Raw genomic sequence first — 15,281 nt, 5'->3', positions numbered from 1 at the left:
CTGGTCGCAGTTTAGTGAATTACAATTTAAAAAAAGCGAGGAGTCTCCTCCTCGCCATATATGTACTCATAGCTCGTAACTCACAGCACGAAGCTATGTTATTTCACCAATCCCTTTGTCTTTAATATACTGCCAACGAATTTACGCTCGTTGTCAGTATTGAATATCTTGAACGGCCAATAAAGAATCTGCGCTTTGTTAATATATAGCACAAAGAAATCTTTACCTATCTCTGCAGCTTGTATCTGATCCCACTTCAGAGGCATACCTTCGCGCGGGTTGAGCTTCATGATGATTTGCTGGCTGGTGATCTCGTAATGAAATTTCTCAAACAACATTTTGCCTTGTTCGAGTTGGGTTACACCATAAAATTGCACCCACCAGAAAAGCAGGTATAGACCCAATCCTAAAACAGCAGCTATAAACCACCAGATGCTGGGTATCCATATATAGCCAAGACAGATAACAAATGCTCCAAGACCTGCGATCCATCCTTGTTTCTTTAACACATTTTTCAATGCTATGTTAATGTAGATCTTCTTTTCCAGTTTGTAGTTTTTCGTTTTAACGATCATATTCCTAATTTACATTTTTTCGTTCTATTGCTTTTTAACTCATTAACCAAGTATATATATATACTTCAGGTGTTTAGCGCTTTCAGGCTCAGGTCGAGACTTTTTACTGAATGAGTGAGCGCACCTACTGATATAAAATCAACACCACACTCCGCTACATTCCGTATAGTCTCTTCGGTTATACCTCCGCTGGCTTCAGTTTTATACTTACCCGCAATCAGCGCCACAGCCGTTTTCATGTCTTCCAGGCTCATGTTATCCAGCATAATGGTATCAACACCACCTACGCTCAACACTTCTTTTACCTCGGCCAGGTTCCGCGTCTCCACTTCTATCTGAAGATCGCGATTGGTGGCGCGAAGATAATCTTTTGTTCGAATGATTGCCTCGCGGTGTCCGCCTGCCATATCAATATGATTGTCTTTCAACATAATCATATCATAAAGTCCAATGCGATGGTTCTTTCCGCCACCAATCAGCACGGCCCATTTTTCTAGTAGCCTGAAGTTGGGTGTGGTTTTGCGCGTATCCAGCAGTACAGCATGCGTACCGGCAATAAGCGATGACAAGTAATGTGTTTTGGTAGCGATGGCACTCATGCGCTGCATGCAATTGAGCACGAGACGTTCGGCCGTGAGAATTGACCGTGATGGGCCGGAGACAATAAAGCCTACATCTCCTTTCTTTACAGGCCTTCCTTCGTTGATCAGGATCTCAACCTTCAATGCCGGATTGGTGCGTTTAAAAATTTCCAACGCAAGCTCTACCCCGGCAAGAATTCCATCTTCCTTAATCAGTAGCTGTGCTCTGTTGGTTGCTTCAGGCGGAATGCAAGACAAGGAAGAATGATCGCCATCGCCAATGTCTTCCGTAAAAGCAGATGCGATGAACTGATCGAGAAATTCTTCGGTGATGTAATAAGGCTTCACCGTGCAAAAATAGACGATGGGTTGAAATTTCCGTTCGCTACTTATTCTTTCACAAAGGAAATTTCGTGCACGAGTTGCTGGTTGCCAACCGTTTTGATCTTCATGAACACGCGGTGGGTTTCAGCGCCACTTTTATATTGGCCGATAGCAAAAGGCTGTCCTCCTTTGGAGGAACCCTGGTGTATGATATTGAATTCGCTAGCCGGATGTTGTTTGAAAAAATCGCGAAATATAAACTCAGCCTGCGCTTTGCTGTAGGACTCTACTTTGTCGTCAATGGTCACATCAACCGTCTGGTTCAGGTATTTGGAAAGTTCTTTCGCGCTTCCAGCCTTGATGGTTTCTTTCACCTGGCTGATCACGTCACTACTCTGTGCCAGTACGGACACAGCATGTAAACTTAAAAGCACGAAAACTACTGACGAAATATATTTGTTCACCTTCATGGCAACTTTGTTGTGCGGCCAAAACTGTGCCACGCTTTGCAAGATAATGAAATTATAAGAGCAGCGGGGTTTTTCAATCGTTTACCCAAAACCTCAGTCTAAAACCCTTGAATTTTACAATCCACGATCGTGCAATTCATCCTTATATTTGCGCGGCAAATAAAGTCGAAGAACTAAAAATCAACCTATGAACAAAAAAGTATTGCTGATGATCTTAGACGGCTGGGGCATCGCGACCAACAAAGCTGTATCAGCGATTGACAAAGCAAAAACACCTTTTGTTAACTCTTTATACGGAAAGTACGCAAACAGTAAGCTGGAGGCCTCCGGATTGGCGGTGGGTCTACCGGCTGGACAGATGGGAAACTCCGAGGTAGGGCACATGAACATTGGTGCCGGCCGCGTTGTGTATCAGGATCTTGTGCGTGTAAACAAAGCGATTGATGACAAAGAACTCGACCAGAATTCTGTGTTGCTGGATGCTTTTGCGTACGCCAAGAAGAACAACAAAAGTGTTCACTATATCGGGCTGGTGTCGGATGGCGGGGTGCACTCACATGTTGAGCACCTGAAGGGCTTAATCACCATCGCAAAGAATAACAACATCGACAATTTATTTGTACACGCTTTTACAGACGGACGTGATACGGACCCGAAAGGCGGCCTTGACTATATTAAAGAAGTTACCGATCATCTTAGTAAAACAACGGGTAAACTCGCGAGCATCGTTGGTCGCTATTACGCTATGGACCGCGACAAACGTTGGGAGCGTGTGAAGCTTGCGTATGATTTACTGGTACATGGTGTTGGCGAAAAATCTACCGATGCATTGAAATCTATACAACAGTCGTACGATGCGAATGTAACGGATGAGTTCATCAAGCCAATTGTAATGGTAGATGCCAAGCAACAACCTATAGCAACCATAAAAGAAGGCGATGTGGTGTTGTGCTTTAATTTCCGTACCGATCGCGGACGCCAGATTACACAGGCATTAACACAACAGGATTTTCCGGAGCAGCAAATGAAAGCGCTGCCGCTATACTATATCACGCTTACCAACTACGATGATTCTTTCAAAGATGTTAAAGTAATTTTTGATAAGGATAATCTTGAGAAGACATTGGGTGAAGTGGTTTCACTCGCGGGCAAAAAACAGATACGCATAGCGGAAACAGAAAAGTATCCGCACGTTACTTTCTTTTTCTCAGGTGGAAGAGAAGAAGCTTTCCCGGGAGAATCTCGCATACTGTGTCCATCCCCTAAAGTAGCTACATACGATCTTGCACCCGAGATGAGTGCCAATGATATAAAGGACAAGATTATTGTTGAGCTTAATAAGAAAGAGCCTGACTTTATCTGTCTCAACTTTGCAAACCCTGACATGGTTGGACACACGGGCGTTTTCGAAGCTGCTGTTAAAGCCTGCGAGACCGTTGACGCATGTGCACAACAAGTTACAGAAGCCGCTTTGAAAAACGGATATACTACTATCATCATTGCCGACCATGGTAATGCCGATATGATGATTAACGAAGATGGTACACCTAACACAGCGCATACAACCAACCTGGTACCTTGTGTTCTGGTTGACGATTCATACAAAGGCAAGTTGAAGGATGGAAAGCTGGGCGACCTGGCACCAACCATTCTCACGCTGATGGGAGTTGTTATCCCGTCTCAAATGACCGGAAATGTTTTACTGGAAAAATAATTTGATAAAAATCAGATCATTCCTTCACCTCTTTGGTATAGCATCGGTATTGATGTTCAGCATCAGTGCATGCGACCAAAGAGGTGTACAGTATGCAGGCTATTATCCAATTGATAGCCTCGTATCTTCACAAGTTCGCTTCCTTACAGAAGCAAAAGCTTCTACACAAAAAGTTGCCATGCTGGGTGAGAAGGAAGAGAAACAAACTATACAACCCAAAGACAGCACCGGATGGATGAACGAGCTGGATATATTCCACGAGTTGAAAACGCTTAACAAGCCTATCAACGTAGGTGCCTATAAAGTTGAAGACGGACTGACAGACAGTCGCAGCAATCTGAAAATAAAAACCATTGTTACCGATAAAGAACTACCGGTACGCTCGATGAAGATATACTATTACGGCAAGCCGGAAAATGTGAGACGAATTGAAGCGCAATTCAAGGAAGTAAACTCACTCTATAGCAGCACGCGTTTTTTAACAATGGAATTTCAGGACGTCTACAATAAACCTGTGCTCTCATCCTACTCCGTTAACGGTGGGCAGAAAATGTTTTTAGGAGATACCGTTGTATTCTCTGTAAAAGGAAACATTATGCTGCAGTAGAAAATGCATTAAGTATAATTCAGTATCTCACAATAGAAGTATGGCGAAGCGAAAAAGCGGAGAACCGCTACGGGAAGAAGAGAAGAGACGCATTACCAAAACAAGTTTACGACAACTTGCAGGCATCTTCAGATTTATGTTGCCTTATAAGGGCTTGTTTATAACGGGGCTTGTTTCGTTGGTGTTATCCAGTGTAACGCTCATGGCATTCCCGCGATTATCAGGCGAGTTGCTCGATATAGCTTCCGGTAAACCAAAATATTTTACATCGATCAACGAAGCCGCTCTTGCATTGCTGGCTATACTTTTTGTACAGGGAATTTTCTCGTTCATCCGGGTATACACTTTTTCTATTGTTACAGAAAGAGGTATGGCCGATGTGCGAAAGTCTATCTATAAAAAGATAATCTGGATGCCCATGACTTTCTTTGACAACAAGCGCGTGGGCGAACTGATGAGCAGAATGGTGTCGGATACGGAAACACTTCAGGGTGCATTCAGCTTTACACTGGCAGAATTACTGCGACAGATCATTACGCTCGTTACCGGAACGATTATCATTTTTTATCTCGCTCCAACCCTAACCGGTTTTATGTTACTCACATTTCCAGTGATTGTTCTCTCTGCTTTGATCTTCGGAAAATTTATTCGCAAGCTCTCCCGGAAAACACAAGACAAGTTAGCCGAGGCAAATATTATTGTAGAAGAATCTTTTCAATCTGCTTCGGTGGTAAAATCATTCACCAACGAAATATTTGAAGTCAACCGCTATAGCAAAGCTATTAACGAAGTAGTAGGCACAGCACTTCACGGAGCTCGCTACCGCAGTCTCTTTGTCTCATTTATAATCTTTGTTGTATTCGGTGGTATAGTTGCCGTGGGTTGGTATGGTGCCAAACTCGTACAAGTAAATCAAATTACAACGGGCGAACTATTCTCATTTGTACTCTATACTTCCTTTATTGGATTCTCCATTGCCGGCCTCGGAGATATATACTCGCAGTTACAGCGATCAATCGGTGCTTCGGAGCGCATCCTGGATATTTTGAATGAGCATGACGAAGCTGAGAATACAGAATCATCTCCGCTGAAGTTACAGGGGAAAATATCTTTTGAAAATGTCTCATTCGCATATCCTACGCGTTCAGAGCTTACTGTATTAAAGCAGCTCAACTTCAGCATTGCTCCCGGAGAGAAAGTGGCATTGGTAGGACAAAGCGGCTCGGGTAAATCAACGATTATTAATTTACTGATGCGCTTTTACCCGATACAGCAAGGAGATATAAAAGCAGACGATCAGAATATCTATAACTTCAATCTCACATCGTATCGTAACAACATTGGTATTGTACCACAAGAGGTAATACTTTTTGGTGGAACAATCTTCGAGAACATTGCTTACGGTAAACCGGGTGCAAGTGCGGACGAAGTGCGCAAAGCTGCACAGCAGGCAAATGCATTGGAGTTCATTGAAAGATTTCCTGAAAAATTTGATACTGTCGTTGGCGAGCGTGGTGTAAAACTTTCCGGGGGGCAGCGTCAGCGTATAGCCATCGCGAGAGCTATTCTTAAAAATCCTTCGATCCTGATATTGGATGAAGCAACGAGCTCGCTGGACGCGCAGTCGGAAGTATTGGTACAGCAGGCACTGGAGACATTGATGGAAGGTCGAACAACCATTATTATTGCGCACCGTCTCAGCACCATTAAAAAGGTTGATCGCATCTTTGTAATCAAAGAAGGCATGCTGGCAGAAACCGGCTCGCATGCTGAACTAACGCAGCTCGATAATGGTATTTATAGTAACTTGCTGAAGCTACAACTACAATGATCATGAATGCTCCTTCCGATCGTTTATTGAAAACATTCCGGTTGCGCTCCACTCCCAGCCGACAGGAGATTCTTCATCTTTTTTTGAATAAAGACTATGCGCTTTCGCATGGCGATATTGAAAAGGAGATCAATAATGAGCTCGATCGTGTAACGGTTTATCGTACGCTCAAGACTTTTCTTGACAAAGGACTTATTCACAAAGTGCTGGATGACGAAGGAAGTCTCAAATACGCATTGTGCAACGATGCGTGCAGCAAGACCGGCCATCACCACGACCATGTTCATTTCAAGTGTACCAGTTGCGGTCAGACCAACTGCCTGGAAGTTGAAGTTCCCGTTGTTAAACTCCCAAAAGGCTACCGGGCGAGTGAAGTAAATCTTTTGATTCAGGGAATCTGCGAGCGTTGTTCCCGTTGAGACAATACTTTCTTTTACTTTTTCAAAATTGACTTCGTATAAATCGAATGCGGAGTTTTTGAGATTGAAATATATTTGTAGTTTTGGCATTCACATATTTCCAATAGTGTGATTTTTTAATGTTTACAGGCTTTTAATCATTAACCGAAAGAACCCCCTTTGTCATCATTGGTGAACATACTCCTCTTCTCCCTTTTCGGAAACCAGAGTGAACGGGAGACCATCCTTTTTGGTGTTTTTGCCGTAATTATCCTTTTGTTCCTGGTCCTTGATCTGGGCTTGTTCCACAAGCAGGCACACAAGATCTCTACGAAGTCAGCACTCTATCAATCCATCTTCTGGGTAATGATCTCTACCCTGTTCGGCTTTTTCATATATAAATATGATAACAGCGGAGCTGAAGGCGCGGTAGAATATTTCTCTGCATACCTGACCGAGTATGCACTGTCTGTTGATAACATCTTTGTAATACTTCTTATCCTGAAATATTTCCAGGTAAAAGAAGAGTACTATCATAAAACTCTTTTCTGGGGGATTCTCGGAGCCATTGTGTTCCGGGGTATCTTTATTTTCGTAGGAGCATTCCTCATTCACAAGTTCCATTGGATACTATACATCTTCGGGGTGTTCCTGATCTACTCCGGTATCCGCATTTATTTCGAAGATGGTGATGAGAAAATCGAACCAGACAGAAACCCGATCATGCGGGTGTGCCGGAAATATTTACCGATGACGAAAGACGACCACGGTGGAATGTTTGTAGTACGGGAATTGGGTAAGCTCAAGTTTACGCCTCTGTTCCTGGTAATCGTTCTCATCGAGACAACCGATCTTATCTTCGCGGTGGACTCTATTCCTGCTGCGTTTGCCATTACGCAGAACGAATTCCTGATCTATACATCTAACATTTTCGCGGTAATGGGTCTTCGAGCCATGTTCTTCCTGCTGGCGGGTATCATTGACAAGTTCTATCTTCTTCAAAAAGGTTTATCTATTATCCTCTTCTTCATCGGTGCTAAAATGCTGTTGGAGATTTTCGATGTGGATGTAAATGTATACCTGTCGTTTGCCGTGATCATTGCAACGCTCACGCTATCCATTATTTTCTCGGTAATTGTTCCCCGCAAAGCGGAGGCGGAAGAGCAGGAAGAGTAATCAGAATAAATATGCTATAGCTAATTTCCATAGCAAGCTCTGCTATAGACGTTAGCTTAGGCCTTCGGCAAACAAATTCCTCGGAAGGATTTTCAACAAGATCGGCAGTGTTAAAAATTTTTGCGGCAGCGAAATGATCACAAAGGTTGGAAGCGTTTTCATCATCTGAATCAGTTGCATGCGCATGTGCTCCTTCTCTTCCAGTGTAAGTTCATTTGCACGAGCCTTGCGCAACAGGTTGAGAACATCTTCCCGCTCGTGTATCTCTTTTAACAGTCTACTTTTATTCTTTTCGGCTACGCGTGCTACACGCTTAATGAATTGCTCACTTACCTGGTGAAAGTCCTGTTTATTCTGAAGGTGTTCTAATTGCTCCCAATGTTCCAGCACAAAGCCTTCAATGGCAATCATGCTGTTCTCCAAATCTTCGTCAGAGAAACTCAGATAATGACAGAAGCTCTTCAGATAGTCAAGCTCTGACTGCTCTACTTTTTTATCAACCCAAAGTGTAAGAATTGCTATTTCCAGGAAAAATTTGCGCAGGATCCACGAGTTCTCCGAAGGCAGATTTATATCCTCAACCGCTATACCTTCTTCAAAAATTTTAGCTGCTTCTTTTTTACGTTCGTGCGAGAGATCAGTACTCTGCAGAAAAAACTCCAGCAGTCTTTTCTCTTCAAAGGCAATCTCTTTGTTAGCATGCGCGGCCGATGCTATAACTTTTACAACGGAGAAGCGAAGTTCATCGCGTTCGTATCGGAAAAAATCGGCAACAACTTTATCGGCATTGGTATGGATCCACTGACCAAAAATAAATACATCCAGAAACAGCAATGCGTTGTGAAAGAAGTACTCCCAGAAATTTCCCTCGAAGGTGCTGGTATGTTCAATGCGTTTCTCCAGAATTTTTTCAACCAGCTCCATCAAGGTCTTCTTACGGCCAAACAAAGTCTTGGTAGGAATGGAAAGCTCCGGAAATATATTGTTGTAAAAATTACTTACGCTCTCAAGTGTCTTCATGAACACACGCGAAAGATCTTCTTCACTGGTAACGGGTTCATCATGAAAAAGCAATGAACTGCAGACGAGACTTTCAGCAAGCAGAATCTTCATGCGATCTTTCTCATCCCAATGATCACTACCGGGGAAATCGATCTCGCCAATAATCTGGCCGTACATTAATCCGGTAGGTTGTATAATGCGATAAAGTGAGTACTCCGGATGCGATGCCTTACGCTTCGTTTCCATAGTAAGGTCCTGTAGCAACTCCTTTCGGAATTCCAGGTATGCCTGAAGCCAACCTTTTTCGCGGGGTTCCATGTCCGGGATATAGTTCTGCAATCTGAAATTACAGAAAATAAATCAATCGGTAAGCACGCTGCTATAAAACGCTCTTCCAGCCGTTTGCTTCTATGCTTTTGGCCGCAGCTTCTACTTTGGTCTGCAATGATTTTTTGAAGGAGTCCAATCGCTCACCGAGTGCTTTATCCGTGGCTCCTATAATTTGCGCTGCCAGTATACCAGCGTTGCGTGCACCGTCTAACGCTACCGTTGCAACGGGTACGCCTGCCGGCATTTGCAAAATGGAAAGTATAGAATCCCATCCATCAACCGAGTTAGAAGATTTTACGGGAACACCAATCACCGGTAAAGATGTAAGCGAAGCCACCATGCCCGGCAAGTGTGCAGCGCCACCGGCACCGGCTACAATTACTTGTATGCCACGGTTGCGCGCTTCGGTTGCGTACTCTACCATGCGCAACGGTGTACGATGTGCTGATATAACGGTAAGCTCGTATGAAACAGCCAACTCATCCAAAACTTCCGCAGCTTCTTTCATGATTCTCAGATCAGACTGGCTGCCCATAATTATACCTACCAATGGTTTACTCATAATCAGGCTATAACTTTTAAAGTTTGCTTTACAAAATCCGCAGTCTTCTTCAACCGCGCTATATCTTTATCAACAATGGTAACGTGTCCCATTTTACGGAATGGTTTCGTAATGCGCTTGCCATATAGATGTACATGAACTCCCGGAAGCTTGGCTACTTCATGAAAGCCTTCATACTTAGCGAGGCCCGAATAATCTGCTTCACCCAACAGGTTTACCATGGCGCTTGGTAATACCAATGTAGTGTCTCCCAACGGTAAATTAAGTATAGCACGAAGATGTTGCTCGTACTGTGAGGTGATGTTAGCTTCTATGGTTTGATGGCCACTGTTATGCGGACGTGGTGCAATTTCATTTACCAGCACCTTACCATCTTTTGTTACAAACATCTCTACCGCCAGCAAGCCTACCATATCGAGTTTTGTAATAATGGTCTTCGCTATAGCATCGGCTTCCTTTATAACTGATTCCGGTAAATCTGCCGGTGCAAACAGATACTCCACAAGGTTGTGTACCGGGTGAAACACCATCTCTACCACCGGAAATGTTTTTATCTCACCCGCTTCATTGCGTGCTACGATAACTGAAATTTCCTTATCGAAGTCGATCAGTTTTTCGAGAAGACCCGGGGCATCAAATGCATTATCAAGATCTTTTTCGCTGCGGAGTATTTGCACACCGCGACCATCATATCCTTCCTTACCCAACTTGTTTACAGCTGGCAGAAATGATGCATTTGCTTTTACCTCGGCTGCGTTTTGCACGAGTATAAATTCGGCAGTAGGTATACCATTGTTTTGGTAGAAAGCTTTCTGCGTTCGTTTATCCTGTATCAGTTCAATGACCTCTGGCTGCGGATATACTTTCTTGCCTTGCTGAGCCAATGCTTTCAGTGCAGATGTATTCACATTTTCGATTTCGATCGTGATCACATCGCACGCATTTCCAAATTTCATTACGGTGTCGTAATCCGTAAGCTTGCCGTGATGAAATTCTGCGAGCGTTGCACAGGGAGCGTGTTCATCAGGATCGAGTATGGAAAAGGGTATATTGAAATCTATACCCGATTGAATTAGCATTCTGCCGAGCTGTCCTCCACCGAGAACACCCAGTTTAAAATTTTGCTGAAAAGAAAGCGCCAAGGTGCCTTTAATTTTTGTGGCGAAGTTAATGATATCTTTCTGCCTGTAGGAAAATTAACTAGGGCATTTTATCAGACATGAAGTCTACCGACAAAATCTGGTCGCCCACTTCAATGATATGTACTACCTCCATACCGCTCTCCACGTCAGCAAAAATTGTATAACGGCCATCCAGGTGTGGCGTGGGTGAATGTGTAATAAACCATTGAGTGCCCTCGGTGTCTTTACCGGCTGAAGCCATTCCTACACTTCCGGTTTTATAGCGCTCCATCGAAAACTCCGAACGAATGGAGTAATCTTCACTTCCCCAGCCATCGCCCCGGTTACAACCGGCCTGAATAACAAAGTTAGGCACTACACGATGAAAGAATTTCTGATTGAAATATTTCTGGTTGAGCAGGGATACAAAGTTAGCCACCGAACCTGGTGCTTCTTCTACCAGCAGTCTGATAACGATATCACCTTTGGTAGTACTGATTTTAACCCTCTGATCTTTCGGGATTGTCTTTACAAGTTTCCAATCGATCGGATGATTGAATTCATTTTTAACGGGCGATGAATTTTTATTTCCTTCAAAGTACGCGATAGCAGCTTCAAGCGGTTGAAGAGCTTCGTTGTCTTTCGGCAGACTTAGTTTCTTTTTGGCATCATGCAAAAATGTATAATCTGTTATTACTGATTTATAGCCCAGCGTAGAGTCCATCAAAGCACCGGCTACTATACCGATAACCGCAGCGTCACCGGTTTGCACTGCTTTCTGATATATAGCGGCAAATTGTTTTTTCCATGCGGGATCAAATTTCTTATCATAATTCATGGCCACCAACGCGTCTGCCGCTGATGAACGAACAACCGGTGTATCAGCAGCCAGTAGTTGTTCTTCCACAAAGGTGTGCATCATGATCGATGCCCGCAGTGCTGAAAGCAGTGCCGCTTTCTTATAAGGGTTCGTTGCAGTCTTTATCGTACCCGCTACTTCTTCAGCCAGATCTTTACCGTTACCTGCGCGGAGTGCCGCTTCATATAGGTTGGCCTGCACGCGCTGATTGGATGTAATTTTTGCAAGCGCTGCTATTTCCTGCCACGCATCTTTTGTTATCACTTCCTTGATCACTTCGGAAGCCGTTACAGCTATATTTACCTGCTCATCAGTCAGTGCACTCAACAGTATAGCTTTGGTTTTATCAAACGGAAAACTTTGCAACGCACGAACTGCATTGGCACGAATGCGATAGTCAGCATTGCTTTTTACAATACGCTCCAGGTTTACCCGGGAAGAATCGGTTTTGATTTTACGCAGCGCGAGGGCAGAAGCCATGCGCACATCAGAGGAAAGATCATGCAGAGCAGATGCTATTATAGCTTTCTCATACTGATCAAATCCATTCGCAGCGCGTGCAAAGTAATGGGCTGCTGCCAGTCGGGCGGGTTCTGTGTGAGGTTTTTGTAACAACTCCGCAGCACGCTTATGAAAAGTGCTGTCGAGTATATTTCGAAGTCCGCTGCGATACAGCGATAGCGATAGGCCTTCTGTAGCCAGTGAGTCCCATGGCTTTTCGTTTAACGCCCAGCGCGAAGTTGCTTTACCGTAGGCTTCCAGTATTTCTTTCTGAACCATGGTGTTCTTTTCCTTCGCTATAGCAAGTGCTAACACAACGGCACCGCTATTGGTTTTAATCTGTCCCAATGCATAAGCAGCCGCTTGTCGCACGGTGGAATCAGTATCATTCAGCAATACTTCTTTTAAAGCATTAACCGCTGTGCTGTCCTGAATGGAAGCAAAGGCAAGTACTGCATCTCTGCGATATGTTGCATCGATGTGTTTGAAATAGGTATATAAACTATCGGATAGTCTGCGATCCTGGAAGTCAGCAATCTTTACAAAAACAGTATCGGAGAATTTGTTAACCGCCTCTTTTTTCGGCTTTGTGCAAGAAATAAAAATGACCAGGATAAGAAATATACCTGATGCCGCTAATCGTATCATAAGTTTACAGAATTAAAATATAGGAGGTAAAGTCCGCGCGCGATTCACTACATCATCGAACTCCATGCCTGCTGTTTTAATGGAGTATAGCAATAGCTTGATTTCTTTAACGTGTACGCGGCCGTCTGCTTCTGATAGTCTGTAGAGTGTGGCAAATGCTTTCAACTTCTCTTCCTGGCTACACGCGCCAATCAGATCAAGCCCGGTGTCATAAACTTTACGTTCGTTGAATTGCTGGAAGCCTGCTTCAAACTCACGGAATACATCATCCGATATCTGCTCATGTTTTTTAATGAGACGAAGTGCTTCCAATTCCTTTTCATCGGCAATTCCATCTGCATCGATTAGCAGTTTAACAAGATATAGTAACCCCAGCTGGTAGTTCTTATTCATGCATCAGAAATTGACAACTGTAAGTTATAAATTATGACAACACGATGAAGAATCGCTGGTAAGAAAAACTATGAAAAGATTTGGTACACCGCCAATGCAGAAACATACGCCAGCACTGTCATGTACGCCAGTTGAATAAGTGGCCATTTCCATCCGTGTGTTTCACGATATACAACTGCGAGCGTACTCATGCACTGCATGGCAAACGTGTAAAATACGAGGAGTGAAAAACCTACGGCTGGCGTAAACCGCGGACCACCGGTATCAGGATTGACCTCTTCTTTCATTCGTACCTTGATGGTAGTCTCATCCTCGCCAACACTACCAATGCTGTAAATAGTAGCGATCGTACCAACAAATACTTCGCGTGCTGCGAAAGATGTAATGAGCGCTATACCAATTTTCCAATCGTAGCCTAATGGTTTAATGGCAGGCTCAATCGCTTTGCCAATAATACCGGCATACGAGTTCTCCAGTTTATAAGCAGCAACACGATCGGCAAATGCCTGCTCTGTGAGACGCATGTTCTGTGTTTGCTGCGACACAACCTCCTCAGCTTTACTCATGGTATCGCCAGGACCATAGCTTGCCAGCACCCAAAGTATAATGGCTATTGCCATAATTACTTTACCGGCTTCCAACACAAATGCTTTTGTCTTTTCAAGTATAGTATATCCTACGTTCGACCATTTTGGAATTCTATAGGTCGGTAGTTCCATCATGAGGTAACTGCGTTCCTTCACGTTAATGATCAACTTCATAACCCACGCAGAACCTAAAGCAGCAAAAAAACCGAGCAGATATAGTCCCATGAGTGCAAGACCCTGCATGTTAATGACGCCTAATACTTTTTGATCCGGCACGATCAACGCAATGAGAATTGTAAATATAGGCAGGCGTGCCGAGCAACTCATCAACGGTGTTACCAGTATGGTAATGGTTCGCTCTTTCCAGTTATCGATGGTGCGCGTAGCCATGATCGCAGGTATAGCACACGCTACTCCCGACATAAGCGGAACAACACTTTTACCATTGAGTCCGAACTTGCGCATTACTTTGTCCATCAGAAAAACAACGCGCGCCATATAGCCTGACTCTTCGAGTATCGATATAAACGCAAACAGTATGGCAATCTGCGGAACGAAGATTATAATTCCACCAAGTCCGGGTATAACACCTTCTGCCAACAGACTGGTGAGTGGTCCTTCCGGTAAAACCGAACCTACATAATTACTGAGTGAGGCAAATACACTATCAATAAAATCCATTGGTAATGTTGCCCACGCGAAGATGGCCTGAAAAATAAGGAAGAGTATACCGAAGAAAATAAGATAGCCCCACACTTTATGTGTGATGATGTGATCGATCTGATTCGATTTCTTTTTCCAGGAATGATCCGGAGCTTTCAGTGTAACATCATTCAGCAGATCCTGAATGAAGCTATAGCGATGTATTGTTTCAGCGCCCTGAAATTTACCGGGGAAAAACTGGTGAGTATCTCTGATCTGGTCTACAATCTTCTTCCGCTCTGCTGTTAGAAAAGTGAGCGAACGCGGCTGCTCTAAAAACAGGTAGGCTTCATAATCATTATCAACATTCAGTCGCTCGCGTAACTCCCGTACAGGTTCTTTTGTATCATCCCATATAGAAAATACTTTTTTCTCAGGCACGGGCAGCGGCTTGGCGAGCTGTGCTTTCAACTCATTTATACCTATACCATTGCGTGCATTTATCGTAACAACGGGTACACCGAGCTTTTTCGACAGCATCTGAATGTCGTAGCTGATGCCGGCTTTTGCTGCGAGGTCCATCATATTCAGCACAAGCATAGTGGGCAAGCCAACATCAATAACTTGTGTGAGCAGCAACAGTCCGCGTTTCAGATTAGTAGCATCGGCTACAACAACAATTTTATCAGGAGTATTTTCAGAATGATGATCGAGCAGTACCTCAGAAACAATCTGCTCATCCAGACTTCTCGGATATATACTATATACACCGGGGAAATCGATTACCTCTACAATATTGCTATTGGAAAGTGTGCAGGTTCCGGATTTTTTTTCAACCGTTACTCCGGGAAAATTTCCAATCTTCTGATTAAGACCCGTGAGGTGATTGAACAGCGATGATTTCCCTGAGTTCGGATTACCGATTAATGCAATTTTTAAACGTTTCGGAGAAGCCATCTA

General features: G+C 43.7%; 14 protein-coding genes. 5 read left to right on the top strand and 9 right to left on the bottom strand.

The features are described from left to right. Nucleotides 1–98: 98 nt before the first annotated feature. The 3 genes from ACFQ21_RS24810 to ACFQ21_RS24800 all read right to left on the bottom strand — a co-directional run bounded on the left by ACFQ21_RS24810 (nt 99) and on the right by ACFQ21_RS24800 (nt 1,983). A complete protein-coding gene (locus ACFQ21_RS24810; protein ID WP_377583858.1) occupies nt 99–575 on the bottom strand; it encodes a YcxB family protein in 477 nt (158 codons plus the stop codon). Nucleotides 576–640: 65 nt separating this feature from the next. Then, complete coding sequence (nadC, locus tag ACFQ21_RS24805) at nt 641–1,504, bottom strand: carboxylating nicotinate-nucleotide diphosphorylase (protein WP_377583856.1); 864 nt, start codon at nt 1,502–1,504, stop codon at nt 641–643. Nucleotides 1,505–1,545: 41 nt separating this feature from the next. Then, nucleotides 1,546–1,983, bottom strand: coding sequence for a DUF4783 domain-containing protein (locus ACFQ21_RS24800; protein ID WP_377583853.1), 438 nt, complete (start codon nt 1,981–1,983; stop codon nt 1,546–1,548). A gap of 154 nt (nt 1,984–2,137) precedes the next feature. Between ACFQ21_RS24800 and gpmI the strand changes: the two genes are divergently transcribed. The 5 genes from gpmI (at nt 2,138) to ACFQ21_RS24775 (ending at nt 7,676) form a co-directional block, all read left to right on the top strand. Continuing rightward, nucleotides 2,138–3,664 carry a 2,3-bisphosphoglycerate-independent phosphoglycerate mutase gene (gpmI, locus tag ACFQ21_RS24795; protein WP_377583851.1) on the top strand — a complete coding sequence of 509 codons (1,527 nt, stop codon included), beginning with the start codon at nt 2,138–2,140 and terminating at the stop codon, nt 3,662–3,664. Nucleotide 3,665: 1 nt separating this feature from the next. Further along, nucleotides 3,666–4,271 (top strand): hypothetical protein, encoded by a 606-nt coding sequence (locus ACFQ21_RS24790; protein ID WP_377583848.1) that lies wholly within the window; start codon nt 3,666–3,668, stop codon nt 4,269–4,271. A 40-nt stretch (nt 4,272–4,311) separates the two neighbouring features. Next, nucleotides 4,312–6,102, top strand: a complete 1,791-nt coding sequence (locus tag ACFQ21_RS24785; protein WP_377583846.1) for an ABC transporter ATP-binding protein — start codon at nt 4,312–4,314, stop codon at nt 6,100–6,102. A 2-nt stretch (nt 6,103–6,104) separates the two neighbouring features. Then, nucleotides 6,105–6,521, top strand: coding sequence for a Fur family transcriptional regulator (locus ACFQ21_RS24780; RefSeq protein ID WP_377583843.1), 417 nt, complete (start codon nt 6,105–6,107; stop codon nt 6,519–6,521). 159 nt (nt 6,522–6,680) lie between these two features. Beyond that, nucleotides 6,681–7,676, top strand: coding sequence for a TerC/Alx family metal homeostasis membrane protein (locus ACFQ21_RS24775; protein WP_377583840.1), 996 nt, complete (start codon nt 6,681–6,683; stop codon nt 7,674–7,676). A 51-nt stretch (nt 7,677–7,727) separates the two neighbouring features. On the opposite strand, the gene ACFQ21_RS24770 is transcribed toward ACFQ21_RS24775, so the two are convergent. From ACFQ21_RS24770 to feoB, 6 genes are all read right to left on the bottom strand, one after another. Beyond that, nucleotides 7,728–8,996, bottom strand: a complete 1,269-nt coding sequence (locus ACFQ21_RS24770; protein ID WP_377583837.1) for a hypothetical protein — start codon at nt 8,994–8,996, stop codon at nt 7,728–7,730. 61 nt (nt 8,997–9,057) lie between these two features. Then, complete coding sequence (purE, locus tag ACFQ21_RS24765) at nt 9,058–9,570, bottom strand: 5-(carboxyamino)imidazole ribonucleotide mutase (protein ID WP_377583835.1); 513 nt, start codon at nt 9,568–9,570, stop codon at nt 9,058–9,060. A gap of 2 nt (nt 9,571–9,572) precedes the next feature. Next, the gene (locus tag ACFQ21_RS24760) at nt 9,573–10,712 is read right to left on the bottom strand and encodes a 5-(carboxyamino)imidazole ribonucleotide synthase (protein WP_377583832.1); all 1,140 of its coding nucleotides are present in this window, start codon (nt 10,710–10,712) and stop codon (nt 9,573–9,575) included. A gap of 58 nt (nt 10,713–10,770) precedes the next feature. Beyond that, the gene (locus ACFQ21_RS24755) at nt 10,771–12,699 is read right to left on the bottom strand and encodes a peptidylprolyl isomerase (RefSeq protein ID WP_377583829.1); all 1,929 of its coding nucleotides are present in this window, start codon (nt 12,697–12,699) and stop codon (nt 10,771–10,773) included. A gap of 12 nt (nt 12,700–12,711) precedes the next feature. Continuing rightward, entirely contained in the window at nt 12,712–13,092 is a 381-nt protein-coding gene (locus ACFQ21_RS24750; RefSeq protein ID WP_377583826.1) for a tellurite resistance TerB family protein, read from the bottom strand. Nucleotides 13,093–13,160: 68 nt separating this feature from the next. After that, on the bottom strand, nt 13,161–15,278 hold the full coding sequence (gene feoB, locus ACFQ21_RS24745; protein ID WP_377583823.1) for a ferrous iron transport protein B: 2,118 nt from the start codon (nt 15,276–15,278) through the stop codon (nt 13,161–13,163). Nucleotides 15,279–15,281: the final 3 nt, after the last annotated feature.

Origin of the sequence: Ohtaekwangia kribbensis, from assembly GCF_042676245.1 — a bacterium.
GTDB classification, from domain to species: domain Bacteria; phylum Bacteroidota; class Bacteroidia; order Cytophagales; family Cyclobacteriaceae; genus Ohtaekwangia; species Ohtaekwangia kribbensis.
The sequence above is the reverse complement of the archived record's forward strand: the minus strand, read 5'-3'. Positions and strand labels throughout refer to the sequence as shown.